Annotated in this window: 24 protein-coding genes; 17 read left to right on the top strand and 7 right to left on the bottom strand. The window is 57.0% G+C overall.

Going from position 1 to position 23,553, the window contains the following annotated elements; all coding sequences use genetic code 11:
* The first annotated feature begins 38 nt into the window (after positions 1–38).
* The gene (locus ACR0AY_RS09995) at positions 39–494 is read left to right on the top strand and encodes an invasion associated locus B family protein (protein ID WP_170512052.1); all 456 of its coding nucleotides are present in this window, start codon (positions 39–41) and stop codon (positions 492–494) included.
* 173 nt (positions 495–667) lie between these two features.
* Here ACR0AY_RS09995 and ACR0AY_RS09990 read toward each other — a convergent pair whose 3' ends face one another.
* Genes ACR0AY_RS09990 through ACR0AY_RS09975 form a run of 4 tightly spaced genes read right to left on the bottom strand, consistent with a single transcriptional unit; the run spans position 668 to position 6,813 of the window.
* Positions 668–2,029, bottom strand: coding sequence for an aminotransferase class III-fold pyridoxal phosphate-dependent enzyme (locus tag ACR0AY_RS09990; RefSeq protein ID WP_480454089.1), 1,362 nt, complete (start codon positions 2,027–2,029; stop codon positions 668–670).
* A 29-nt stretch (positions 2,030–2,058) separates the two neighbouring features.
* On the bottom strand, positions 2,059–3,162 hold the full coding sequence (locus ACR0AY_RS09985) for a mandelate racemase/muconate lactonizing enzyme family protein (RefSeq protein ID WP_170512050.1): 1,104 nt from the start codon (positions 3,160–3,162) through the stop codon (positions 2,059–2,061).
* Between the two features lie 13 nt (positions 3,163–3,175).
* On the bottom strand, positions 3,176–4,291 hold the full coding sequence (locus ACR0AY_RS09980) for a mandelate racemase/muconate lactonizing enzyme family protein (RefSeq protein ID WP_170512048.1): 1,116 nt from the start codon (positions 4,289–4,291) through the stop codon (positions 3,176–3,178).
* Positions 4,292–4,338: 47 nt separating this feature from the next.
* The gene (locus ACR0AY_RS09975; RefSeq protein WP_170512046.1) at positions 4,339–6,813 is read right to left on the bottom strand and encodes an FAD-dependent oxidoreductase; all 2,475 of its coding nucleotides are present in this window, start codon (positions 6,811–6,813) and stop codon (positions 4,339–4,341) included.
* A gap of 214 nt (positions 6,814–7,027) precedes the next feature.
* On the opposite strand from ACR0AY_RS09975, the gene ACR0AY_RS09970 reads away from it, so the two are divergent.
* Together ACR0AY_RS09970 and ACR0AY_RS09965 are read left to right on the top strand one after the other, a co-directional pair.
* The gene (locus ACR0AY_RS09970) at positions 7,028–8,119 is read left to right on the top strand and encodes an aromatic ring-hydroxylating oxygenase subunit alpha (protein WP_170394282.1); all 1,092 of its coding nucleotides are present in this window, start codon (positions 7,028–7,030) and stop codon (positions 8,117–8,119) included.
* A 198-nt stretch (positions 8,120–8,317) separates the two neighbouring features.
* Positions 8,318–8,704 (top strand): carboxymuconolactone decarboxylase family protein, encoded by a 387-nt coding sequence (locus tag ACR0AY_RS09965; RefSeq protein WP_480436495.1) that lies wholly within the window; start codon positions 8,318–8,320, stop codon positions 8,702–8,704.
* Between the two features lie 86 nt (positions 8,705–8,790).
* Here the strand turns inward: ACR0AY_RS09965 and ACR0AY_RS09960 are convergent, their stop codons facing one another.
* Positions 8,791–9,084, bottom strand: coding sequence for a hypothetical protein (locus ACR0AY_RS09960; protein WP_170512044.1), 294 nt, complete (start codon positions 9,082–9,084; stop codon positions 8,791–8,793).
* A 218-nt stretch (positions 9,085–9,302) separates the two neighbouring features.
* On the opposite strand from ACR0AY_RS09960, the gene phnC reads away from it, so the two are divergent.
* The 5 genes from phnC to ACR0AY_RS09935 all read left to right on the top strand — a co-directional run bounded on the left by phnC (position 9,303) and on the right by ACR0AY_RS09935 (position 13,968).
* Positions 9,303–10,118 (top strand): phosphonate ABC transporter ATP-binding protein, encoded by an 816-nt coding sequence (gene phnC / locus ACR0AY_RS09955; protein WP_170465735.1) that lies wholly within the window; start codon positions 9,303–9,305, stop codon positions 10,116–10,118.
* A gap of 58 nt (positions 10,119–10,176) precedes the next feature.
* The gene (gene phnD / locus ACR0AY_RS09950; protein WP_170512042.1) at positions 10,177–11,088 is read left to right on the top strand and encodes a phosphonate ABC transporter substrate-binding protein; all 912 of its coding nucleotides are present in this window, start codon (positions 10,177–10,179) and stop codon (positions 11,086–11,088) included.
* Between the two features lie 65 nt (positions 11,089–11,153).
* A complete protein-coding gene (gene phnE / locus ACR0AY_RS09945; RefSeq protein WP_480454086.1) occupies positions 11,154–12,029 on the top strand; it encodes a phosphonate ABC transporter, permease protein PhnE in 876 nt (291 codons plus the stop codon).
* Positions 12,026–13,351, top strand: coding sequence for a phosphonate ABC transporter, permease protein PhnE (gene phnE / locus ACR0AY_RS09940; protein WP_480454085.1), 1,326 nt, complete (start codon positions 12,026–12,028; stop codon positions 13,349–13,351). The genes phnE (ACR0AY_RS09945) and phnE (ACR0AY_RS09940) overlap by 4 nt, the downstream gene beginning before the upstream one ends.
* Positions 13,351–13,968 (top strand): DapH/DapD/GlmU-related protein, encoded by a 618-nt coding sequence (locus ACR0AY_RS09935; protein ID WP_170512036.1) that lies wholly within the window; start codon positions 13,351–13,353, stop codon positions 13,966–13,968. Before phnE (ACR0AY_RS09940) ends, ACR0AY_RS09935 begins: the two co-directional genes overlap by 1 nt.
* On the opposite strand, the gene phnF is transcribed toward ACR0AY_RS09935, so the two are convergent.
* On the bottom strand, positions 13,965–14,684 hold the full coding sequence (gene phnF, locus ACR0AY_RS09930; RefSeq protein WP_170512034.1) for a phosphonate metabolism transcriptional regulator PhnF: 720 nt from the start codon (positions 14,682–14,684) through the stop codon (positions 13,965–13,967). The genes ACR0AY_RS09935 and phnF overlap by 4 nt on opposite strands.
* Before the next feature lie 81 nt (positions 14,685–14,765).
* On the opposite strand from phnF, the gene phnG reads away from it, so the two are divergent.
* From phnG to phnN, 7 genes are read left to right on the top strand one after another with little or no spacing between them, the layout of a single operon-like run.
* Positions 14,766–15,221: a phosphonate C-P lyase system protein PhnG gene (gene phnG, locus ACR0AY_RS09925; protein ID WP_170512032.1), complete on the top strand. Its 456-nt coding sequence runs from the start codon at positions 14,766–14,768 to the stop codon at positions 15,219–15,221.
* Complete coding sequence (gene phnH, locus ACR0AY_RS09920; protein ID WP_170512030.1) at positions 15,221–15,784, top strand: phosphonate C-P lyase system protein PhnH; 564 nt, start codon at positions 15,221–15,223, stop codon at positions 15,782–15,784. The genes phnG and phnH overlap by 1 nt, the downstream gene beginning before the upstream one ends.
* Positions 15,784–16,872: a carbon-phosphorus lyase complex subunit PhnI gene (locus ACR0AY_RS09915; protein WP_170512028.1), complete on the top strand. Its 1,089-nt coding sequence runs from the start codon at positions 15,784–15,786 to the stop codon at positions 16,870–16,872. The genes phnH and ACR0AY_RS09915 overlap by 1 nt, the downstream gene beginning before the upstream one ends.
* Complete coding sequence (locus tag ACR0AY_RS09910) at positions 16,869–17,720, top strand: alpha-D-ribose 1-methylphosphonate 5-phosphate C-P-lyase PhnJ (protein ID WP_170394314.1); 852 nt, start codon at positions 16,869–16,871, stop codon at positions 17,718–17,720. The genes ACR0AY_RS09915 and ACR0AY_RS09910 overlap by 4 nt, the downstream gene beginning before the upstream one ends.
* Positions 17,717–18,487, top strand: coding sequence for a phosphonate C-P lyase system protein PhnK (gene phnK / locus ACR0AY_RS09905; RefSeq protein ID WP_170394315.1), 771 nt, complete (start codon positions 17,717–17,719; stop codon positions 18,485–18,487). Before ACR0AY_RS09910 ends, phnK begins: the two co-directional genes overlap by 4 nt.
* 3 nt (positions 18,488–18,490) lie before the next feature.
* Positions 18,491–19,174 carry a phosphonate C-P lyase system protein PhnL gene (gene phnL / locus ACR0AY_RS09900; RefSeq protein ID WP_170512025.1) on the top strand — a complete coding sequence of 228 codons (684 nt, stop codon included), beginning with the start codon at positions 18,491–18,493 and terminating at the stop codon, positions 19,172–19,174.
* The gene (gene phnN, locus ACR0AY_RS09895; RefSeq protein WP_170394325.1) at positions 19,171–19,722 is read left to right on the top strand and encodes a phosphonate metabolism protein/1,5-bisphosphokinase (PRPP-forming) PhnN; all 552 of its coding nucleotides are present in this window, start codon (positions 19,171–19,173) and stop codon (positions 19,720–19,722) included. The genes phnL and phnN overlap by 4 nt, the downstream gene beginning before the upstream one ends.
* Here phnN and ACR0AY_RS09890 read toward each other — a convergent pair.
* Entirely contained in the window at positions 19,698–20,369 is a 672-nt protein-coding gene (locus tag ACR0AY_RS09890) for a DUF1045 domain-containing protein (protein WP_170512023.1), read from the bottom strand. The genes phnN and ACR0AY_RS09890 overlap by 25 nt on opposite strands.
* A gap of 49 nt (positions 20,370–20,418) precedes the next feature.
* Between ACR0AY_RS09890 and ACR0AY_RS09885 the strand changes: the two genes are divergently transcribed.
* Positions 20,419–21,561 carry an alpha-D-ribose 1-methylphosphonate 5-triphosphate diphosphatase gene (locus ACR0AY_RS09885; protein WP_170512021.1) on the top strand — a complete coding sequence of 381 codons (1,143 nt, stop codon included), beginning with the start codon at positions 20,419–20,421 and terminating at the stop codon, positions 21,559–21,561.
* 445 nt (positions 21,562–22,006) lie between these two features.
* A complete protein-coding gene (locus ACR0AY_RS09880; RefSeq protein WP_170512019.1) occupies positions 22,007–23,155 on the top strand; it encodes a TolC family protein in 1,149 nt (382 codons plus the stop codon).
* Positions 23,156–23,553: the final 398 nt, after the last annotated feature.

The following is a 23,553-nucleotide window of genomic DNA, read 5'->3' as shown; positions in this document are numbered from 1 at the left end:
TGAGGAACAGCAGTATGAAAACTTGGATCTACGCTTTGGTGGCGTCGTTCGGTTTGACAACTCAACTTGGCGCACAGGAAAACGAAGCGCCATTGTGGTCGGTCAACTGCAGCAATCAGGTCAACGGAACTGAATTGATTTGTGAAATGACCCAGACCATTATCTTAACCGAGAACAATCAAAGGCTTGCCTCGATTGCGTTCGTCAAACCTGCCGGCAGAGACGAGATCGAAGCGGTGCTGACACTGCCATTTGGCCTGCTGTTCTCTGAAGGGCTGATTGCTAAAGTGGATGATGCCGAGATCGCGCGGCTGGATTTTCTAACCTGCGAAGCACAGGGTTGTTTTGCCCGTTCTCCTGTTTCTCAGGACTGGATGTCAAAGATGCGCGCTGGCAATCTGTTGAGTATTGAAAGCGTAAACCGGGTCGGCGATCCAATTTCCTTTGGTTTCGATCTGGCGGGATTTAGCAGAATATCCGATATGCTGCCGTGATTGCCTGGCCTTCCTTCCAGAAGGCCGCACAGGCCTTCTTGGTTAGCAACGCGTAGAAGGGTCTGACCAGAGCGTTCATTTTGTGATTGCGCTCGCAACGAGCGGAGGCTGCGGCGTAGGGCTATGTGATGGCCTTAGACTTCCGAGATGCGAGCGTTCGCGCCGACTAGTTCTCAGAGACACTCCCGGTCGGCGATGTCGAGGGTGCGGTCCAGAATCGCCAGCCCTGTCATCAGGTCGTCTTCACTGATGTTGAGCGGTGGGGTCAGGCGGATCAGGTTCGAGAAGAATGACAGGTAGAGGCCTTCGTTCATCGCAAAGCTCATCATCTCGCTCATGGGTTTGGCGTCCGCACCTTTGGCGGCAAACGGCACCAGCGGTTCGCGGGTGTCGCGGTTCTTGACCAGTTCGATCCCGTTGAACATGCCCTTGCCGCGAATATCCCCGATCGAGGGGTGTTTCTTTGCCAGCTTGTGCAGTTCGGCGCGCATCTTCTCACCCATCGCGGTGGCGTGGGCCAGCGTGCCTTCTTCCTGCATGGCTCGGATCGCGGCAATGCCAGATGCGCATGCCAGCGGATGGCCGGCATAAGTCAGGCCTCCGGGCAATGCGTAATCGCGCAGCCAGTCATGCAGCTCGGTACTGACGGACATGGTGCCAAGCGGCACGTAACCCGAGTTGATGCCCTTGGCCGAACAAATGATGTCCGGCTGAACACCCCAGTGATCGACGGCGAACCATTTTCCGGTCCGGCCAAACCCGGCCATGACCTCATCCGCGATCAGTAGGATGCCGTATTTTTCGCAGGTTGCCTTAATAGATTGCAGATATCCGTCGGGTGGCACGATGATCCCGTTTGTGCCGACAATAGGTTCCAGAATGACAGCGGCCACGGTGTTGGGGTTTTCATACATCAGGATTTCTTCCAGATGCGGCCCGCCTTGGGCGACCGGGCACTGGGCCGGGTCTTTGTGGCCTGTTGGTAACCGATAGACGTAAGGATCAAGCATCCGCACGATGCCCGGCATATCGGCGCGGGTCAGATGGTGGCGCGGGTCGCCGGTCAGCGATAGCGTGCCACCGGTTGCCCCGTGGTAGGAACGGTAGCGGGCAATGATCTTTGTCCGACCGGTGTAATGCCGCGCCAAACGGATCGCGGTTTCATTGGCGGCGGACCCTCCTGTTGTAAAAAAGGTTGATGAGATGTTGGCAGGTGTGATCTCGGTCATGATTGCCGCGAGTTCTGATCGAACATCCGAGCCCATGGCCGGGCCGATATAACAAAGCTTGTCCGCCTGATCCTTAATCGCTTGTACGATCTTGGGGTGCTGATGACCCATATTGGCGTTCACCAGCTGGCTTTGAAAATCGAGGTAGCGTTTGCCGTCGCTGTCCCAGAACCAACTGCCCTGAGCACCTGTTATGACGCGCGGGCGGCTGCCCTGTTTCGACCAGCTTTGCAGATAATGATCCGCATGCATGTCTTTGACCCATTCGGGATCATGGGAGGGGTAGGCGTTGCTGAAGTCTTCCATAACAGGCCTCTTGGCGTGCGGGGTTGGGATCAATCGATGATGGTTACTGGCTGGCCCAAAGCGTCTGCATCAGGCCTGACGCCAAGGCCGGGGCCTTCGGGTGGGGCGATGCGACCGTTCCGGCGGCTAGGTGCATTCGGATCGAGACATGGTTTGACATAGTGGGACAGATCGCATGTATTCATAATGCCGTGCGCTGGGGTTGAGGCCGCAAGATGCAGCGAGGCGGCCGTCGTAACATCGCTGCCCCAAGTATCCTCGATGCACATCTGCGTGCCTAGTGAAAGGCAGAGATCGCGGATTTGGCGCATTGCCGAAAGGCCGCCCATCTTCGACAGTTTCAGCGCAGCAGCATCCATGCAGCCAGCGCGGTGTCCTGCCAGAACCGAATGAATGTCACAGGCGCTTTCGTCCAGCTTCATCGGCAGACCAGTCGCGGCGCGGACATGGGCGCATTCCTCGATCGTGGCGCAAGGTTGTTCCAGCATTATGTCCAGATGCGAGACAGCGCGGCCAACTCGTGTGGCGGTCAGCGTATCTGACCCGCAATTCCAGTCTCCATAAACCAACGGTCCATCACCAACAGCCTCGCGCACTTGAATCAAACGAGCAACGTCGGCTTCCCAGTTGTTATCTGCACCCAGCTTCACCTGAAACTGTCGCATGCCCTGATCAAAGGCATTGCGCGCCATGCGCGCCATTTCTTCCGGTGCGATACAGGTGATTGAATGATACAGCGGCATATCGGCAACGGCGCGCCCACCGAGCAAAGCATATAGCGGTAGTCCCGCTGCCTGTGCGGTCAGATCCCAAAGCGCTGTATCAATGGCTGACTTGGCGTAGCCATGCCCGATCAGATGCTTATTAAGGCGCTCCATCAGCGCTTCGGGACCAACCGGGTTAGCGCCGATGAGAACGGGTGCCATCTCTTCAAGCGCTGGAACCACGCCCTTGGCATAGGCGGGTAGATAATGCGGGATCGGACAAACCTCTCCCCAGCCCGATGCGCCGGTGCCGGTATCCAGGCGGACGACCACTGAAACCGTCGTATCGCAGGTCTTGCCCTCGGCCATGTAATAGGTGTCATGCGAGGTCAGCGGGACTTCCCAGGCGGTGATGCGGGTTATCTTCATCAGGCGGTTTCCATCAGGCGCAGGATTCGTAGGTTGCGACAGGTGGGCCAAGGCTGTCAAAGTCCGGCGTCACCCCAAGCCCCGGAGTATCTGTGGCATAGAGTTTACCGTCCCTTACTGTGGGGCCGCCAATCCCGGTGTTACGGGTGTTGTAGTTCATCAGATCGGTTGAATTGATCAGCATCTCTTGGGGTGTTGAGGCCGCAAAATGGGCAACTACGGCGGTGGTGATCTGACCGCCCCATGTGTCCTCGGAGACAACCGGAATACCGTGATCAATCAGGAAATCGCGCACCCGGCGGGCTTTGGACAGGCCGCCCAGGTTAGAAATCTTCAAGCAACAAATTTCGGCACCCCGATCGTTCACGATGCGTCGGGCCATTTCAATCCCGGTGACGCATTCATCCAGTTTCATTGGTTGCTCGGCTACGCGGCGCACCTGCTGGCACTCGTGGTAACTGTGGCAGGGTTGTTCGAGGATAAAATCCAGATCGCGGGTTGCGCGGGCCACACGGATGGCGTTGTCAACGCGCCAACCCTGATTGGCATCTGCCATAGCCTTTTCACCGGGTTTCAGCAGGGGCACGCCTTCGCGGATACGGTCGATATCGGTCACCCAGTCGCCACCTACCTTGATCTGGAACTGCCGGTATCCCGCTGCGCGGTGCTGCTCCATCTCGGCGATGGTTTCTTCCAAGACAGGCTTTTGCGGGACAACCCGGTACATCGGCGCACCATCGGTGAGTTTGCCGCCCATCAGCATCCAAACAGGTTGTCCGGTGGACCGTCCCAGAATATCCCAACACGCTGCATCAAAGGGCGCTTTGGCGTGGCCGTGACCTTGGACCGTGCCATCCATCAACCGTTCGATCTTGGACAGCTGGCGGGGATCTTCCCCCAGCAAGCGCGGGGCGACGAGGCGGGCAAAGGCCTCGACGCCTTCGGAATGGGCGATCATGTAGTTCTCGCCGCATGGGGCAAACTCGCCGCAGCCCTGTTGACCCGCATCCGTGTCGATCACCACTACCGAAGACATCGACGTTGTGATCGCGTTGCCCGCGCCCCAGCCGTATGATCCGCCGACATAGGGCAGGGGGGTTTTGAACACACGGATACGGGTTATCTTCATGGCGTCACCATAGGGCTTCCGCGATGGCCGATGCTCTGGTTTTCAGATCACGCCAGTTCACGAACTGCGTCCGTGCGTGGGCGTTCGGATTTCGGATCATAGGCTGCTTCGCCGAGGACACGCCCTTTGCGGGGTACACCAGCGATAACTACTTCGATCTTTGTGCCCGGAACATTCACGTGTGGCTTGACGTAAGCAAAGGCGAGGATTTTGCCGACGCTGTGGCCATAGGCGACCGAGGCTGTTGCACCGACAACCTCGCCTTTGATCCGAATAGCCTCGCCCCCATGACCATCTTCGACCCCATCCGGTTCGATCTCCAAATAGGCGCAAATCCAAGGCATCTCGCCCGCCTCAGACTGAGCGGCACTGGCGCGCGTTGCTTCGACACCTAGATACTCTTTGTCCAGCTTGAAGAACCGGCTGACATTGGCCTCTGGCAGCGTGACCTCGTTGGTCAGTTCTCCAGCACCGGGGAATGCTTTTTCCATGCGCAGGCTGTTCATCGCAAACGAGCCGTAGTTTTCGATGCCAAATTCCTCGCCGGCAGCCCACAGTGCGTTGTAGACGTCAACGCAGGCTTCATCCGGCATGTGGAATTCCCAACCCAACTCGCCCGCATAGGACATGCGAAAGGCCCAGACCTTGTGCCCCGCAATGGTGATTTCCTGAGCCGACAGCCAGCGGAACCCGGCGTTGGACAGGTCTGCGTCGGTGCATCTGGCCAGTACCTCGCGGGATTTTGGCCCGTTCAGGGACAAAGCCGACCAATCTTCAGAGAGCGTTTTGACAAAGACGGTCTCTCCCGCGAGGTTCTGGTTCAAGTGATCGACAAGGCGCTGTTCAAAGAACGCCGCGCAGACCAGATAATAGCGGTCTTCCGCCATGCGAACGATGGTCGTCTCAAGCTCGATACGGCCACGGCGGTTCAGAAAGTGGGTCAAGGTGATCGAGCCATCTTTCTGTGGCATCTTGTTGGCCGTCAGCCTGTCAAGATAGGCATAGGCATCTGGGCCTGAAACTTCGACCTTGGTGAACGCGGTCACGTCCATGATGCCGACCCGCTCACGCACGGCCTGGCATTCCAGCGCCACCATGTCGAAAACCTCGTTACGGCGGAACGAATAGTGGTCACGCTGTTCAACACCATTGCGCGCGAACCAGCGGGGGCGTTCGTGGCCGAAAACCTCTTCATAGACCGCGCCCTTTTGTTTGAGGATCTCATAAAGCGGCGAGGGTTTGATCGGACGCCCTGCAAGGCGATTGAAATGCGGAAAGGGGATCTCGTGCCGCAGCTTGTAATCCTCGTGCGCCTTGATGACCTGCCAGTCTTTCTTGGCATAGCTGCCAAAGCGGCGCGGATCATAGTCGCGCATGTTGATATCAGCAGCACCGTGTACCATCCATTTGGCCAGTTCACGGGTCAGACCAGGCCCCCAACCGATGCCGATCTGCGTGCCACAGCAACACCAGTAATTCTTGACGCCCGGCGCGGGGCCGACCATCGGGTTGCCATCTGGCGGGTGGCTGATTGCACCATGGACTTCGCGGGTGATGCCCAGTTCAGAAAAGATCGGCATCCGTTCCAATGAGTTTTCCAGCCAAGGCATGACACGGTCATAATCCGCCTCGAACAGCCAGTTTTCGTACTCCCATGGGCATTCATCATGCCAGACAGAGTTCGAGTTCTCCTTTTCATAGATCCCGATCAGGCCCTTTTTCTGTTCCATGCGGATATAGCCCGAAACCATCTTGTCATCGCGGATCACCGGCAGCTCAGTTGTCAGGTCTTTGAATTCCGGCACATCTTCAGTGACAAAATAATGATGGGTCATCGAGGTCATAGGCAACTGCAGGTTTGACCATTCGCCCATTTGACGGGCATATGTGCCACCGGCGTTGACCACGTGTTCGCAGGTGATGGTGCCTTGTTCGGTTTTCACCACCCATTCACCTGCATCGTTCTGGGTGATGTTGGTCGCGCGACAGTGGCGGAAAATCTTCACACCTTTCTGACGGGCCCCAGCGGCCATGGCCATAGTCACGTTCGAAGGATCAACGTGACCGTCATCTGGCGTGTAAAGCGCGCCAATGACACCGTCGAGGTTATAGTAGGGGTGCATTTCAGCTATGAAGTCAGGCCCTACCAACTCGATGTTGAACCCCAGCGCTCGGCCAACTGATAATGTGTGGCGCAGCCAGTCCATCTCATCCTCGGTATAGGCCAGACGGAATGAACCGCAGCCATGCCATGTAACCGCCTGACCGGTTTCTTCCTCAAGTGTCTTGGAATAAAGGCCAATGTTATAGTCGACCATTTTGCCCAGCCCGTAGGAACTGGTGGAGTGAGTAATCTGACCAGCGGCATGCCAGGTGGAGCCCGAAGTTAACTCGGCCTTTTCCAACAGCACCGTGTCTTCGCCCCAACCTTCATGGCCCAGGTGATAGGCCAGTCCGCAACCCATGACGCCACCGCCGACAATGACGACCTTTGCGCGTGCAGGCAGTTCCTTTTTAGACATCGCAACTTCCTGTTTCCGAGACATGGAATTCTGTGGACTTCCTATTGCTACATATGTACCACTGTCAATTAAAAATGGCACAAATGTACATACCGAGGTAAGCAATGTGCGGTACAGATGTTTCAAGTGGTATTCTGACGCGTACGGATGTTACGAATCCTGACGCGATCTTTTTGACTGAAACACCAGCCCGGCTTGTATCAGGGGAAAAAATATGACTGTCCTGCCAACCCACTCGCTCGAGGCCCGGTACTATACGGATCCTGACATATTCGACAAAGAGATGAACGGCCTGTTGTGCAGAACTTGGCAATACGCTGGTCATGCGGCAGATATCCCAAATGTAGGCGATTACTTTGCGTTCGAAATCGCTGGTCAGAACCTTTTTGCCATTCGCGGACGCGACAATCTTGTCAGGACTTTCTACAACGTGTGCCAGCATCGTGCGCATGAAATGGTGACCGGAACCGGAAATACCCGTGTAGTGGTCTGTCCCTATCATCAGTGGACCTATGAGCTGACTGGCGGCCTGCGGTCTGGACCGAACATCAAGAAAGTTCCCGGTTTTGATCGCGCGAAAATCTGTCTGACCGAAGTACGGACCGAAGACTTCCTCGGGTTCATCTTTGTCAATTTGGACGATAACGCGGCAACGATGGACGAATGGTATCCCGGCGTCCGGGACGAGTTGTCTGAGTTCGTGCCGAACACTAACGCTCTGGCCCCCTTAGAGTGGGTGGAAATTCCCGAAAACTGCAATTGGAAGGTTTCGATCGAGAATTACTCGGAATGCTATCACTGCCCAACTAATCACCCGACCTTTGCCGAAGGCGTGATCAAACCGGAAACCTATGACATTCAGCCCGATGTGTCGGGAGGTTACGTGCTGCGTCACACGACCGAGTGCCAAAGCCTCGAAAAGATGACCTATCCGATTGATCTGGAAAGCAACAAGCACGCGGGCGACTATCAAAGCTGGTTCCTGTGGCCGATGTTCTCGTTCCAATGCTATCCGGGAAATGTTCTGAACACCTATCATTGGCGGGCAAATACAGTGGACAGCTGTACCGTCTGGCGCGGGTGGTACACAGAAGGCGGTCATGAAAGCGACGTGATCCGTGGCCTTGCCACTCAGGATCGCGAAACGACTGTGGCCGAGGATATTCGGTTAGTGGAATCCGTTCACCGCGGCCTGAAATCCAAAGGGTACAAACCGGGACCGCTGGTGCTTGATCCGGCCTGTGGCGTCATGAGCGAGCATTCCGTTGCGAAGCTTCAACAATGGATGCGCGAGGCGATTGAATAACGTTACGTGCTGTGGATGGGCCAGATAAGACATCACCGAAGCCAACGCTGTGCCAAAGGGCACACCCGACCAGAACGACGCGATTGAGCCCCTTGCCTTCGGTGGTGGGGTTGGTTGTAAGACAGGGGCGGTGGCTTTAGCGGAATATCGAGCCAGGACCGACTAAGTTGCAGATCGGTCGTTTCACCTGAGGAGAGAATGATGGACGATAACCTGTTTGAACATGGCCTGAAGCAGCGCAAGTCGACGCTGGGCGCCGAGTATGTTGAGAAGAACCTGGCAGCGGCGGATGATTTTACCCGCTCATTCCAAGAGAACATGACTGCTTGGTGCTGGGGCTTCGGCTGGGGGGATGACACGATCGATCACAAGACCCGTTCGATGATGAACCTCGCTATGATTGGGGCACTCGGCAAGATGCATGAATGGGAAATCCACTGTAACGGCGCGTTGAACAATGGTGTCACCAAAGAGGAAATCCGATCAATCATTCATGTGATTGGCATTTATTGTGGCGTCCCGCAATCTCTTGAATGCTTCCGTGTCGCGCGCAAAGTCCTGACCGAACGTGGGCTGCTGGACTGACCTGATCCCTTCGCGAGATCTTCAGAAGGAACAACACAAGCAGCGAGATTGCGCGTCTGCAGTTCGTGGGGTCTGCTGACACTTGCCTAAGCCGGGTCTCGCACCTCACCTTGCCAATGGTCCCCCATCGCGACGATGCATGAAGTACCGTTGGCGTAGTTCTGAACGATCATCCAGTCTCCGCTTGTACGTTTGACCCAAACCTCCAGCATTGTTTCGGGATCGCGCAAACCCATGCCCTGACGTTCGGCCCCCAGAACCTGTTTCAGTGTCTGTGCCATCCGCGCGCTGTCATCACAGCTGACATCCGCCATTTTAGACTGCGCAGTAGAAGGCACCGCAAGGCATAGAAGAAGAAGGCTGGCATGAGGACGGGTCATAGGTGAAGGTTAGTTCTTTCTGCGCTCAAGCGTAACAGTTTTATGACGCCCTGTGGATAAAACTCGCGCAGAGTCCTGCGAGAAACGCCACACACTGCAGAACCAGGCAATCATCGCGCCTGTCACAAATCTTTCGCGTAGATGTAAACGAAACGATTCAAAAGCGTCACGAAGCTTTTGTTTTGACGTTCTATCCGCCTCGCAACGATGGGGGCGATATGCTGAGAATTGAAAAGCTGACCAAAAAGTTTGGTGACAAACGGGCCGTGGATTCGGCGAATATCGTTGTCGACAAGCCAACCATGATCGGGATTATAGGCAGCTCCGGGGCTGGAAAATCCACGCTTTTGCGCATGGTCAACCGTCTGAGCGATGCAACGACCGGCACAATTGCTTTTGAAGGCGAAGAGATCTCTGCGCTTCGCGGTGCTGCCAAACGCGAATGGCAATCGCGCTGTGCGATGATCTTTCAGCAGTTCAATCTTGTACCGCGCATGGATGTCGTCTCGAACGTTTTGCATGGCACGCTGAACAGGCAATCGACCTTTTCGACGATGTTCAACCTATACCCGCGGTCGGATATTCATAAGGCGATTGAAATTCTGGATCGGCTAGGCATTGCCGAGCAAGCACCCAAGCGAGCCGAAGCCTTATCAGGCGGCCAGCAGCAACGCGTCGCCATCGCCCGCGCGCTGATGCAGGACCCGAAGATCATTCTGGCGGATGAGCCGATCGCCTCGCTGGACCCAATGAATGCACAGGTTGTGATGCAGTCGCTGCGGGCCATTCACGAAGAAGACGGCCGTATGGTCATTGCGAATCTGCACACATTGGATACCGCGCGTCGCTACTGCGACCGGGTCATCGGAATGCGTGATGGTCGGATTGTGTTCGACGGCACCCCTGCGCAGCTGACCACGGGCGTAGCGCGCGACATCTACGGTGCAGGCGCAGACTTTTCCGAGGCCGCAACCTCGACCGAGATCGAAACACTGGACAGGCCCGAGGTCCGCGAAGCGGAAGCCTACGTCTGAGCCAGTTTCCCCCCGCGTCCGTCGCGGGCCACCTTCATCTAACCGAACGGAGAAAACGATGAAAAAGACCCTCGCACTGGCGTTTGCCGCCACGACCGTTTTGAGCACTGCTGCTCTTGCCGAAGAAATCACCGAGTTTCGCATTGGCATCCTTGGTGGTGAAAATGCCCAGGACCGCATGAACTCGTACCAGTGTCTCGCAGACTATACCTCTGAGGCGTTAGGCGTTGAGACCAAGCTATTCGCCCCGGCGGACTACAACGGTGTGATACAGGGCCTGTTGGGCGGGACACTCGACATGGCTTGGCTGGGTGCCTCTTCTTACGCAGCCACCTATCTGCAAGACCCCGAAGCAGTTGAGCCCGTTCTGATCAAGGTCAATGTGGATGGTTCAATCGGGTATCACTCGATCGGGTTCGCCCGTAAGGATAGTGGCGTCACCTCACTGGACGACATGAAAGGCAAAGTGTTTGGGTTTGGTGATCCGAACTCGACCTCAGGTTATCTGATCCCGTCGATCGAAATCCCGCAATACAAAGAAGGTATCACCATGGAGTCGGGTGAGTATTTCGGTGAGGTCAAATTCACTGGTGGCCACGAGCAGACGATCGTCGCTGTGAATAATGGCGACATTGATGGTGGTGTGACCTGGGCCGATGGTCAGGGCAACTGGGAAGATGGATACAATTCTGGTGCCCTGCGCAAAGCGGTTGACGCAGGTCTTGTCGACATGAACGACATGGTCCAGATCTGGAAATCGAACGTTATCCCCGAAGGCCCTCTGGTTCTGCGCAAGGCGTTGCCTGCCGATGTCCGTGCGACCATGACAGATCTTGTCGATGGCCTGCACGAGCGTGACCCCGATTGCGCTTATGGTGTGGCGGCAGGCGAGACGCTGGGTTTCCAGCCGGTATCGCATGACACCTACATCTCGATTGTTGAGGCCCGCAAAGCCAAAATCGGTGGCTAACGCGCGCGCATGACGTTTCCGGCAACCCATTGGGGTTGCCGGTCATTATTCATTCGGGGCTCGGGATGGCAGACTTATCAATCGGTGCGGCGCCAGGCGGCGTTGAGACCATTCAATCCAGCTATATGGCACAAGTTCACAAGCGCAGGCTTTATGGCGGGCTGACGCTGCTGATCTTTGTGGTCCTGATGGTATCAGGTTTCAACATTGCGGATTCCCGAAACGCGGGTGGGTTCTGGGACGGATTGCATCAGATCGGTGATTACCCGGCGGATGTGCTGTCTGAAGCTTGGGAAAAGCGGGCCGATCTGCCTGGCCTGATCGTGAAGTACTTCCCTGCACTGGTTGAGACGGTGAACATTGCAGCAGTTTCCACGTTGATCGGGGCCATCGGTGGTCTGATCCTGTCGCTTCTTGGCACACGCGGGCTGGCGAAATGGCCGGGTTTAATCCCGGTCTTCCGGCGTATCTCGGATGTTATGCGCGCAGTGCCGGAAATCGTTATCGCGCTTGTGCTGATCTTCGTCCTTGGGGGCGGTCCGGTGCCGGCGATGATCGCTATCTCAATCCACACCGCAGGGGCGCTTGGTAAAATGTTCTCGGAAGTATCCGAAAACGCTGACCTGAAACCGGTTGTGGGGTTGGCTTCGACCGGGGCGACTTGGTCGAAACAGATGATGCTGGGTATCCTGCCACAGGTCGCGCCAAACTATATCAGCTACACGTTGCTGCGATTTGAGATCAATATTCGCGCTTCTGCCATCCTGGGCTTCGTCGGCGCGGGAGGGTTGGGTTACGAACTGCGCAATGCCATGGCTTGGGGTCCGGGTCGTTTTGACGAGGCCGGCGCGATTTTCATCCTGCTATTAAGCACCATCGTATTCTTCGATCAGGTGTCCAGCCGCTACCGCAACCGTCTGACCGAAGGGCAGGGCCAATGACCACAATTGATTGGAACTTCGGGCTGGACGAGGCCAAGCTTGACGCCGAAAAGCTATTTCAGCGTAAACGATTGATCGGCTTTAGCATCCCCGTCGTGATCCTCGTTTATCTCACCTACATCTTCTTCGCCTTCGACCTGCCGGGCCTTGCGCAACGTGCCAATCTGGACAACGCCGTTACACTGGCTTCTGATAGCTGGTCACACAAAGTGCATGTCACACGCAATAATCGGAGCGGTGAGGTGACCTATGCGGTTGAGGGCGAGCGTAAGGGCACTTATCCCGAGGGTAAACGTCCCGACTGGGTATCGGGTGAAGAGGTGACGACGATCGATCTGGGCCGCAATCATATCGTGCGGTTCCTGCCTGACAACCGGACCGAGATTGAAATACCCGATTTCCAGCTGATCGAAGTGCAGGCCAAGGGACGCCGCCTGACGACAAATCTGCCCTCTGAACTGCCCGACTGGATTTCCGCATCTGAACGGCGTGTTGGCGTCACAACGCCTGAGGGCCGGATCACCATGACGGGCGCTCGGACTGAAGTGTTCAACTATTTCCCGGGTTGGGAGCTGTTCTGGTTCACGCTTGACAGTCCCTACCACGGCCATGGGATTGGAGAGATCCTGTTTGGCGCGCAGATCGATCCAAGCCGTTCGAATATCGCAGGCGCAATCTCTGACTGGTGGAACAACGCGATGTGGCGGCATAAGGATGTGGCCTGGGCCATCGGAGAAACGATCCTGATGGCATTTCTGGGTACGATGGGTGCCGCGATGATCGCGCTGCCATTGGCCTTTCTCGCCGCCAAACGGTTTTCGCCGATCATGTTGCTTTGCGCCGCAACGCGCCGTCTTTTCGACTTTGTGCGCGGTGTGGACGCATTGATCTGGACTGTGGTTCTGGCTCGGGCTTTTGGCCCCGGACCATTGACCGGCGCGTTGGCGATTCTGATTACCGACACGGGCACGTTTGGCAAGATCTTCTCGGAGGCGTTGGAAAACGTTGATCAGAAACAGATCGAGGGGGTGTCCTCGACCGGGGCCAAACCGCTACAGCGATACCGGTTCGGGGTGATCCCGCAGGTTGTTCCCGTGCTGCTGGCCCAGATTCTATATTTCCTCGAATCCAATACACGTTCTGCGACGATCATCGGTGCGATCACCGGTGGCGGCATCGGACTGATGCTGACGCAAGCCATCCAGACGCAGAAAGATTGGGAAGAGGTCGCCTATTACATTGTCCTGATCATCATCATGGTGATGTTCATGGATTGGGCCTCGGGCTGGTTGCGCGGTAAGCTGATCGGGCGGAAAGACTGATGGCGCGGCTTTTAGCGGAACAGCCCTGCATTCACCCCGAATGTGAGATTACCGAAAGTACGTTCGGGGCCTATGTTGAAATCGGCAAGGGCAGCCGCGTCGTACATACAAAAATGGGCGATTACAGCTATTGCGATCGTTATGCCGACATCGCCAACGCGAAGGTCGGTAAGTTCGCCAACATCGCCGCGTTTTCGCGGATCGGCGCGACTGATCACCCGCTGCACACGGCGTCCTGTCACCATTTCCTGTATCGCTCGAACGATTATTGGGACGATGCGGATCGGGACGAGGTGTTTTTCAGTCACCGCAAATCCCGAATTGTCCATATCGGGAACGATACATGGATTGGCGCAGGCGCGATGATAAAGCCCGAGGTCACACTGGGTGACGGGGCTGTTGTGGCTGCGGGTGCCTTGGTGACGAAGGATGTAGACCCCTACACAATTGTTGCCGGTACACCTGCAAGACCCTTGCGACTGCGTCAGCCACGACACATCGCCGATCGGTTGATCGCATTGGCCTGGTGGAATTGGTCTCATGACAAGTTGCGGTTGGCGCTCGACGATTTCCGTGCTCTGACGGCTGATGCGTTTCTGGAGAAATACGAGCCTTAACTCTCAAGGGTCAGTGTCACCCGATCTCCAACAAACCAGGTTCGGCCAAATTCAACCGGTTGTCCCTTTTCGTCCACATTCACCCCGGATGATCTAAGCAGCGGATCACCTTCTGAAACCTGCATATGTAGCGCTTGGGTGGCCGTCGCGCGCGTGGCCGTCAGCCGGGTTGAGGCCCGAGTATAGTCAGTGACGCCCGACCTGTTTAATGCCTCGGTAACGCTGCTGGTCGCTTGCAGCGCAGCAGTGATGCCAGGCAGGCGCTCAAGGGGAAACATGCTTTCAAACACGGCAATCGGGTGCCCGTCCGCCAATGAGAGGCCGTGATACGCACAGATCTGATCACCGGGTGAAACGGTCAGTGCGGTGGCCTCGCCCTCGGTCGCTGCCCGTTCTTCAACATGAAGCACCCTCTTTTCTGGTCTGCGACCAGCAGCGATGAGGTTTTCATGGAATCGCACCCGCGAGCCGATGGGGTAATCGGTGGGTGTGGCTGCCACAAAAGCGCCCGCGCCCCGGCGCGTTCGGATTAGGCCCTCATCCACAAGGGCTGAGATACCATGGCGCACTGTATGGCGGTTAACACCGAACCGCTCTGCCAGTGCCGCTTCGGTTGGCAACTTATCACCCGGGCCATAGCGCCCTTCGGCCAAATCGCTGCGAAGTGCGTCGGCAATGGCCTTCCAGATCGGGGTTTTGGTGGGAGTGTCACGCAAGTTTCACAAAATTCCTCTGTCTGGCGGCGGCAAATATGATAAGATGTGTATAGTTGTATAGTATATGGAAAAGTTGTCGAGATGAAAGACACTTTTGATGAAAACGCGGACCGGAAGGCTTGGATGAGCCTGCTAGCCAAAGCGCCGGAGGGACGCGTGGCCGCCCTGTTGGATGCAGCGATGCCTCGCCCCGGCTTCACATGGCTGCGTGCTCCTGAGATTGGCAGCACCATGGTTCGGGCTCACGCAGGTGGGACTGGTGCGCCGTTCAATCTGGGCGAAATGACGGTAACACGCTGTGCGCTGACGCTGGGCACGGGCGAAGTCGGGCATGCCTATATACAAGGCCGTCGGAAAGAAGATGCCGAAGTCGCCGCGCTGGTTGATGCACTGATGCAGACAGATGTGTCTGATCTGTTGCGCACAAAAGTGCTGACCCCTTTGCGAGATGAGCTGACCAATGCAAAGGCCGCGCGTGCCGCCAAAGCCGCAGCCACTAAGGTTGATTTCTTCACCATGGTACGAGGAGAGGATTGATGCAGTCAGAAGCCCTGATCGGCGGTTTCAAGGATCCCGCGATCCAATCTGCCCACGCCTTTCGCAGCGTGATGGAAGCAATGGCGCGTCCCGGTACCGTGCAAGAGATTTCTGGCGCAGTTCCTCCGGCCCCAATGTCACCAGCAGCAGGTGCGGTGTTGTTGACGCTTTGCGACACTGAGACGCCCGTTTATCTGGCAGGTGCGCTAGATTGCGACGCCGTACGCAGCTGGCTTGCATTCCACACCGGCGCACCGCTGACCGGCCCGTCGCATTGTATGTTTGCCATTGGTGCGTGGTCGGATCTGGAATCATTGAACGCATACCCGATCGGGACGTCTGAATATCCGGATCGTTCTGCCACGTTGATCGTGGAATGCCCCGAACTCATCGCTTCAGGGGCGACGCTGACAGGTCCGGGAATCAAGGACAAATCCGCGCTTTCCTTGCCCGAGCTTGAGGCGTTTCAGCATAATCAGACGCTATATCCACTGGGGCTCGACTTCATCTTCACGAATAGCAGCCGCCTAGCGGCTTTGCCAAGAACGACCGAGGTGTCCTGATGTATGTCGCAGTAAAAGGCGGTGAGCGCGCGATTGAGAACGCCCACGCTTGGCTTGCCGAAGAACGCCGCGGTGATACCGATGTGGCGGAACTGAGCATCGCGCAAATCCGCGAACAGCTTAGCCTGGCGGTCAATCGGGTTATGGCCGAAGGCTCGTTGTTCGATCCTGATCTGGCCGCGCTTGCGATCAAGCAGGCGCGCGGCGATCTGATCGAGGCGATCTTCTTAATCCGCGCCTATCGAACCACGTTGCCACGCTTTGGCGCATCCGAGCCTGTTGATACCGGGGCAATGGCTTGCGACCGGCGCATTTCGGCAACCTTCAAGGATTTGCCGGGCGGGCAGGTGCTTGGGCCGACCTTCGACTACACTCATCGCTTACTGGATTTCAAACTGGCTGCTGATGGTGAGGTGCCCAAAGCCCCGGCGCGCGAAGCTGAACTGGGTGATGTGCCGCATGTCACGGATTTCCTCAATCGCGAAGGCCTGATCGAGGAAGCGCCGCATGACGATACGCCGCCACCTGATCTGACCCGCGAGCCGCTTGAAATGCCCGCCGATCGCGCCCTGCGCCTTCAGGCGCTGACCCGCGCGGATGAAGGTTTCACCCTCGGTCTGGCGTATTCCACACAGCGCGGATACGCGCGCAATCACGCCTTTGTTGGAGAGCTTCGGATCGGGTCCGTTCCGGTGGAAATGGAGATCCCTGAGCTCGGCTTTGCCATCGAAATCGGTGAAGTCGTTCTGACCGAATGTGAAACAGTTAACCAGTTCAAGGGCTCCAAAACCGAGCCGCCGCAATTCACCCGAGGTTATGGGCTTGTGTTTGGTCAGACGGAACGCAAGGCGATCTCGATGGCTTTGGTCGACCGCGCGCTGCGGTGGGAAGAACTGGGTGAGGATAATGTTGGCGCACCTGCTCAGGATGCCGAGTTTGTCCTTTATCACGCGGACAACATTCAAGCGACGGGGTTTCTAGAGCATATCAAGCTTCCGCACTACGTCGATTTCCAGTCTGAACTGGAACTGGTGCGCAAACTACGCCGCGAAGCAAGTGCTGATCAAGCGCAGGAGGCTGCGGAATGAACGCCTATAACTTTGCTTATCTGGACGAGCAGACCAAGCGTATGATCCGCCGTGCAATCCTGAAAGGTCTGGCGATCCCGGGTTATCAGGTGCCGTTTGCCTCGCGCGAAATGCCCATGCCGTATGGCTGGGGTACGGGCGGTGTGCAGGTCTCGGCCGCTGTGTTGACCCCGGATGACACGTTTAAGGTGATCGATCAGGGCTCGGACGATACCACAAACGCGGTCTCGATCCGCACCTTCTTTGAGCGCACTGCGGGGGTTGAAACAACCACAACGACAAGCGACGCCTCCGTGATTCAGACTCGCCACCGGATTCCCGAGGAGCCGCTGCAAGAAGGTCAGATCCTTGTCTATCAGGTGCCTATCCCCGAGCCGTTGCGCTTTCTGGAACCGCGAGAGAGCGAAACCCGCAAGATGCACAGCCTTGAGGAATACGGGCTGATGCATGTGAAGCTGTACGAAGATATCAGTCGTCATGGGCATATCGCGACGTCGTATGCTTACCCGGTGAAGGTCGAAGGCCGCTATGTGATGGACCCGTCGCCAATCCCGAAATTCGATAACCCAAAGCTTGGTGATATGGCTGCGATCCAGCTGTTCGGAGCTGGGCGTGAACAACGGATCTACGCGCTGCCACCCTACACGCAGGTTGTCTCACTGGATTTTGAGGATCATCCGTTTGAGGCGTCCAAGGCCGACCAAGCCTGCGGCTTGTGCGGTGCCGAGGACAGCTATCTGGACGAGGTAATCATCGATGACGCGGGTGGGCGGATGTTCGTTTGCTCGGATACCGATTATTGCGAGGCGCGCCAGGCGGCGGGTCACAAAGGAAAGGACGCCGCATGACACCTTTGCTGTCTGTTCGGGACATCACAAAGCGCTATGGCCCAAATATTGGCTGTGCCGATGTGTCATTCGACCTCTATCCCGGTGAGGTCATGGGGATCGTTGGCGAAAGCGGGTCAGGTAAGTCGACACTGCTGAATTGCATGGCCGGGCATCTGACCCCGGATGCCGGAGAGGTTGTGTTCGACACCCGCGCAAAAGGTCCGCAGGACACGGTAACGATGTCCGAGCCCGAGCGCCGGATGCTGAGCCGTACCGATTGGGCCTTTGTCCACCAACATGCACGCGACGGGTTGCGCATGGGCGTCAGTGCCGGTGGGAATGTAGGTGAACGGCTGATGGCCGTTGGAGAGCGTCACTATGGCGACATACGTGACAAGGCCACGGATTGGCTTCAACGAGTGGAGATCGATGCCTCCCGTGTGGATGATCGCCCGACGACCTTTTCGGGTGGGATGCAGCAGCGCCTGCAGATTGCACGAAACCTCGTGACCGGTCCTCGGCTGGTGTTCATGGATGAGCCAACGGGCGGTCTGGACGTGTCCGTTCAGGCGCGGTTGCTCGACTTGTTGCGTGGGTTAGTTCGCGACATGGGCTTGTCGGCGATCATCGTCACGCATGATCTGGCCGTGGTGCGCCTGCTGGCAGATCGGTTGATGGTGATGAAATCGGGCCGCGTGGTCGAGGCAGGCCTGACCGATCAAGTGCTTGATGACCCGCAACACGCCTATAGCCAACTTCTTGTCAGTTCCGTTTTACAGGTGTGAGCAATGATTGAGCTTAACAACGTCTCAAAGACTTTCACTCTCCATAATCAAGGTGCGGCCGTGATCGAGGTGCTGAGCGATGTATCCTTCTCGGTCTCTCCGGGCGAATGCGTGGCGCTGACGGGCGCGTCGGGGGCGGGCAAGTCCACCCTCATGCGTATGATCTATGGCAACTATCTGGCCCGAAGCGGAGAAATTCGCATCGGTGATGTGGATATCGTGCAGGCAGAGCCTCGGACAGTTATCGCCCTGCGCCGCGAGGTTCTGGGCTATGTCAGCCAGTTCCTGCGCGTGGTTCCGCGCGTGCCCACCGTCGATGTCGTGGCCGAGCCCTTGCGGGCTGTGGGCATTTCCGCTGCTGACGCGAAGGCGCGGGCTGAAGCTCTGTTGCGGCAACTGAACATTCCTGAGCGGCTCTGGACCCTTTCACCGACTACCTTCTCGGGTGGTGAACAGCAGCGTGTCAACATCGCACGCGGGTTCACCCATTCCTATCCCGCGATGCTGTTGGATGAGCCGACTGCCAGTCTGGATGCGGCCAATCGCGAGGTTGTTCTAAGGCTCATCGAAGAGGCAAAGGCGCGTGGTACTGCAATCATCGGCATTTTCCATGACGAAGCGGCTAGGGCGCGCGTTTGTGATCGCGAAATCGACGCCAGTCAGTTTTCACCCGAGGTCGCGGCATGACCCGGGGTCGCCTCATCGCTGTGGTTGGCCCGTCGGGGGCTGGCAAAGACAGTGTGATGCTAGGGCTTTGTGACTTGTTGCCCGATTTGCATTTGGTGCGCCGCGTCATCACCCGGGCACCAGAGTTGGGCGGGGAAGACTATGACGCCGTCGAAATCGCCGAATTTGAAGAAATGGCAGCGAATGGTGCCTTTGCGGTGCATTGGGTTGCTCATGGGCTTTGCTACGGGATACCGGTTGCCGTCAAAGATCGGCTGAGTGATGGCGCAGACTGTCTGGCAAATTTCTCGCGCAAAGCTCTGCTCGAGGCCGCAGAAAATTTCCCGCGCTTCATTGTCCTGAATATCACGGCGAAGCCGGAAACTCTTGCACGGCGTTTGGCGACTCGCGGCAGAGAAAGCGATAGCGAGATTGCAAATCGGCTTGCTCAGGCAGAAAAACCCTTGCCCGATGGGTTGGACGTTATCACCATTTCCAACGATGGCCCACTGGCCGAGACGGTTGCGCGCGCCGCAGGGGTCCTTCAACCAGCGAGCGCGTACCGATGAATAAGCTCGAAACGCCCATCAATGCGCTCGCCGCACAAGGCAATTTGGTCGATGACGAAGGGCTCGGGCAAGGCTGGCAAATGGCGGCGCAGCGCCTCGGTCCATACAGGAATATCACCATTCGGCAGCCGACCTGTCAGCGTCATGTGAAACCGAAACTCGTCCATCACATAGGGATAACCCCACTCGATCAACAGTGCGTCCTGACGTTGGCTCAGCCTTGCACCGCGCCGCCGCTCAAGTTCAGCCTCGTTGGTTGGGGCGCGAAACGGGTCAAGCTCACGTACACAGGCCGCAGCAATTCTTTGCAAGCCGCTAACATCGCCCTGTGGGGTCAAGGCGAGAAACCGGCCCAGCCTCGTCAGACTCAGCCCTTCACAGCTCGAAGGCGCCAGGCCAGCGGCCATCTCAGACGCCGCCGCTTTCAGGGCTTCAAGCGAATAACCTCCGGCCAGTTGAAAGGGTGGTTTCAGCGTTCCGTGAAAGCCGTATTTGCGCGGTGTCATCGTAACGTCATGCAAATCGGGCAGATCGGGCTGAGGCACCTCGCAGCCCTGCACGACATCCCATCCCAGCCAGCGCGCGCCGAACTGTTCCAATGGTCCTTCGGGCGGCACGTAGTAGATTGCAAATCGAGAGTATGACATGAATTCCCCTTTTCCCGCGCCCTCTTTGGCAAAGGCTTGTGACAGCGATATGTCAGATAATCTGTGCCTTGCGAATGCCCAGCTTGTGATGCCCGATCGGGTAGTAACCGGTTCGGTGACAATCGAACAGGGCGTCATTTCCGAGATCACCGAAGGGGATCATGTTCCGACCGGCGCAGTCGATTGTGCAGGTGATTACATCCTTCCGGGACTGGTCGAGCTGCACACCGACAATATCGAACGTCATATCGAGCCTCGCCCGGAAGTGGACTGGCCTCATCTTCCGGCCCTGATCGCGCATGATAGCGAGCTGGCCTCGACCGGAATCACAACCGTGTTCGACGCCATGCGAGTAGGTTCCATTCACAGCGGCAAGGGCCGTTACATCGATTATGCCCGCAAACTCGCGGACGAACTGTTGTCGGCGCGCGCCGCAGGCTATTTCAAGATCAGCCATTTCCTTCACCTGCGGGCCGAGATCTGCTCGGAGACACTGCTTGAGGAATTGGCGACCTTCGGGCCGGAAGACAGGGTTGGCATTGTCAGTCTGATGGACCACACGCCGGGTCAACGCCAATTCAGCGATCTGAGTGCATTGAAGACCTATGTCGCCAAAAAGCGCGGTATGACCGACGCCGATTTCGTTGCACATGTCGAGAACCTGCGTGGTCTACAGCAGCGTTTCGGAGAAAAGCACGAAGCCGGTGCAGTGATCGAGGCCGCCCGTCTTGGCGCCGCGCTGGCCAGCCATGACGATACCACGGCGCGGCATGTCGAAAAATCGTCCGAAAATGGTGTGGCTTTCGCCGAATTCCCAACCACGTTCGAGGCGGCCGAGGCCTGCCGTACCCGCAACATCGCCGTCATGATGGGTGCCCCGAATCTGATCCGTGGCGGCTCGCATTCCGGCAATGTCGCGGCTGAAGATCTTGCAAAGGCCGATCTTCTGGAAATTGTGTCTTCCGACTATGTGCCTTCTGCGCTACTGCTGTCGGCTTTTCATCTTGCCAGTGTTTGGGACGACCTGCCACGTGCTGTGGCCACGGTTACACGTAATCCTGCAATGGCTGTCGGTCTTGATGACCGTGGCATCCTGAATGTAGGTCTGCGTGGTGACGTTCTGCGTGTGCGTCGCATGGGTCAAACACCAGTTTTGCGCGGTGTCTGGAGCCAAGGCAACAAGGTTGGATGAGTTGTGATTGGTTGAATCAAACTTGCCGAACAGAACATGGCTGGCGGCCGAAAGCTCGCGGATTATCAGATGGGATCTGCGCCCTTGCTCCGCTTGATTTTTCTGGACCCGCATCTTGATAAACTGATGTCGTGCCAGAACATTAAACTCGTAAAGAATATGGTTACTTTTTTACCGCACTTTCTCCTGTAACGCAAAATGCGGGCAACAAGTTCCACGATTAACTGACTGGAAATTTGTTGCTTATCTCAGAGTTGAAATCAGGAGCTTTGGCGGGATGAGGGCATGGTTGTCGGTTGTGATAGCCACTATTATTTTGGCGGGCTGCAGTCAGGATTTACAGGGAACCAAGTCCTTTGATCCCGGGGCGACACCAGCCCCCGCTCCCTTATCGGGGGGGAATAATCTGAAGGGAAATGTCGCACGCACTGAATTCGCTGAGTTGGTGCGAAGGTCTGTCGCGACATCGCCCACCACCGCAGCCGGAGCCGCCAGCGTTCTGGCTTCGAAATCCCGCATTGATGCCGAGCAAGGCGCGTTCCTGCCGCAGATCGAGGCCGAGACATCCCTGACGTCCGATGGGGATACAGTACCGATCCTGCGGCTTAGCCAGATCATCTATGATGGTGGCAAAGTCTCGGGTCGTGTGGGTTTGCGTCAGATTGAAGCCCGGCAGACCTGGTTAAACGAATTGTCAGAGCTGAGCGCGCTGAGCTTCGAGGCCATCGAAACCATAATTGATCTGGATCGAAATCGCCGCCTCGAAGAACAAGCCCAGCAGAATCTGGATCGTACGGACGTTTTGGTCAGCGACCTCCAGTCCCGTTTTGATGCCGGGGCCGGATCGGTGGCAGATTTGCTGGCGGGGCAGGGGCGGAAGTCTAACGCCGAGACAGAATTAGCGCAGGCTCAGACGGATGTGGAACTGGCGACGGCAACATGGGTCGAAGTCTTCGGAACGCGACCCGATATAATTCCGACCATCCCCCCCGCACCCATTCTGGCAGCGGCCACCTCGCAGCAAATGGTTGCACGCAGCCCGCGTCTGCGTACTCAGGTCGCCTTCAGTCAAGTGCGTGAACAAGAGGTCGTGGTTGCCGAACGAGCGACCCGCCCAACACTCTCTGCGATTCTTGAGACAGATTTCGACCAGGGCAGTATCGACGACGGTGTGCAGGCCCGATTGGGTGTAACGGTCCCGATTTACCAAGGGGGATCCGCGCGCGCCAATGTCGAAACCGCAAGGGCGAATCTTCAACAAAGCCGGGCTGATGAAGAAGAATTGCGGCGCGAGTTGCAACGTAATCTCTCCCAGGCCTTGGAAGAGACCAATTCAATCCAGCGACGGCTCGCCACAGCCCGGCGCGCTGTCGAGATCAATGAGCAAGCGCTGGATGCAGCTCGTGGACAGTTTGATATCGGGCGCAGCACGCTGGTACAGATATTGGATGCGTTGCGCGAGTTGAATCTTGCGCAGGTTCGGGTGATCCAGCTTGAGGCCCAGGCACGTCGTGCAGAATATGCCGTGCTGGCGGTCACGGGCGATATCCTGGATGCGTTGGGTGTTGCACAGCCGACCGATCCAACCTTGTGATATCCGTCATGAACCCGACTGCGACTATCCCGCTGAATACGCACCTCCGACTTCTGACAGAGCATTTGGGTCTTGGGTTGTCCGAGGTGGATATCTTTCGGGTGTTCTAGGGCAATGAAGTCGCCTAGGCGGTCAGCGCAGTGGAAGCGGTGGGCTAAAGGCGGGTTTCGGGAAAGCGCGGTTGCTGAAACTGGACCTGAACTTGTTTCTGGTCCTGGCGTTTGCCCCAGATGTTCAACCGTTAGTGGTTCTGGATCGAGAAGACACCGACGCTTTCTTGTGATCGATGCCTGCAGCGGATTCAGCGAACTTCAGATCTGGCGGCGACAGGAAACACGACTGCGCAAGACGCGCTGGATATTGCGCGCATATTGCTCGCGCCGCTGGAACGAGAATCG

The sequence above is a fragment of the Ruegeria sp. A5 genome, from assembly GCF_056543005.1.
Note: the sequence above shows the minus strand (reverse complement) of the source record. Positions and strands in the feature narration are given on the sequence as shown.

Excerpts from the sequence above, each read along its gene's own strand:
- ACR0AY_RS09990 (WP_480454089.1), bottom strand. The coding sequence starts at position 2,029 with ATGGAAGACTTCAGCAACGCCTACCCCTCCCATGATCCCGAATGGGTC.
- ACR0AY_RS09985 (WP_170512050.1), bottom strand. The coding sequence starts at position 3,162 with ATGAAGATAACCCGCATCACCGCCTGGGAAGTCCCGCTGACCTCGCAT.
- ACR0AY_RS09980 (WP_170512048.1), bottom strand. The coding sequence starts at position 4,291 with ATGAAGATAACCCGTATCCGTGTGTTCAAAACCCCCCTGCCCTATGTC.
- ACR0AY_RS09975 (WP_170512046.1), bottom strand. The coding sequence starts at position 6,813 with ATGTCTAAAAAGGAACTGCCTGCACGCGCAAAGGTCGTCATTGTCGGC.
- ACR0AY_RS09970 (WP_170394282.1), top strand. The coding sequence starts at position 7,028 with ATGACTGTCCTGCCAACCCACTCGCTCGAGGCCCGGTACTATACGGAT.
- ACR0AY_RS09965 (WP_480436495.1), top strand. The coding sequence starts at position 8,318 with ATGATGGACGATAACCTGTTTGAACATGGCCTGAAGCAGCGCAAGTCG.
- ACR0AY_RS09960 (WP_170512044.1), bottom strand. The coding sequence starts at position 9,084 with ATGACCCGTCCTCATGCCAGCCTTCTTCTTCTATGCCTTGCGGTGCCT.
- phnC (WP_170465735.1), top strand. The coding sequence starts at position 9,303 with ATGCTGAGAATTGAAAAGCTGACCAAAAAGTTTGGTGACAAACGGGCC.
- phnD (WP_170512042.1), top strand. The coding sequence starts at position 10,177 with ATGAAAAAGACCCTCGCACTGGCGTTTGCCGCCACGACCGTTTTGAGC.
- phnE (WP_480454086.1), top strand. The coding sequence starts at position 11,154 with ATGGCAGACTTATCAATCGGTGCGGCGCCAGGCGGCGTTGAGACCATT.
- phnE (WP_480454085.1), top strand. The coding sequence starts at position 12,026 with ATGACCACAATTGATTGGAACTTCGGGCTGGACGAGGCCAAGCTTGAC.
- ACR0AY_RS09935 (WP_170512036.1), top strand. The coding sequence starts at position 13,351 with ATGGCGCGGCTTTTAGCGGAACAGCCCTGCATTCACCCCGAATGTGAG.
- phnG (WP_170512032.1), top strand. The coding sequence starts at position 14,766 with ATGAAAGACACTTTTGATGAAAACGCGGACCGGAAGGCTTGGATGAGC.
- phnH (WP_170512030.1), top strand. The coding sequence starts at position 15,221 with ATGCAGTCAGAAGCCCTGATCGGCGGTTTCAAGGATCCCGCGATCCAA.
- ACR0AY_RS09915 (WP_170512028.1), top strand. The coding sequence starts at position 15,784 with ATGTATGTCGCAGTAAAAGGCGGTGAGCGCGCGATTGAGAACGCCCAC.
- ACR0AY_RS09910 (WP_170394314.1), top strand. The coding sequence starts at position 16,869 with ATGAACGCCTATAACTTTGCTTATCTGGACGAGCAGACCAAGCGTATG.
- phnK (WP_170394315.1), top strand. The coding sequence starts at position 17,717 with ATGACACCTTTGCTGTCTGTTCGGGACATCACAAAGCGCTATGGCCCA.
- phnL (WP_170512025.1), top strand. The coding sequence starts at position 18,491 with ATGATTGAGCTTAACAACGTCTCAAAGACTTTCACTCTCCATAATCAA.
- phnN (WP_170394325.1), top strand. The coding sequence starts at position 19,171 with ATGACCCGGGGTCGCCTCATCGCTGTGGTTGGCCCGTCGGGGGCTGGC.
- ACR0AY_RS09890 (WP_170512023.1), bottom strand. The coding sequence starts at position 20,369 with ATGTCATACTCTCGATTTGCAATCTACTACGTGCCGCCCGAAGGACCA.
- ACR0AY_RS09885 (WP_170512021.1), top strand. The coding sequence starts at position 20,419 with ATGTCAGATAATCTGTGCCTTGCGAATGCCCAGCTTGTGATGCCCGAT.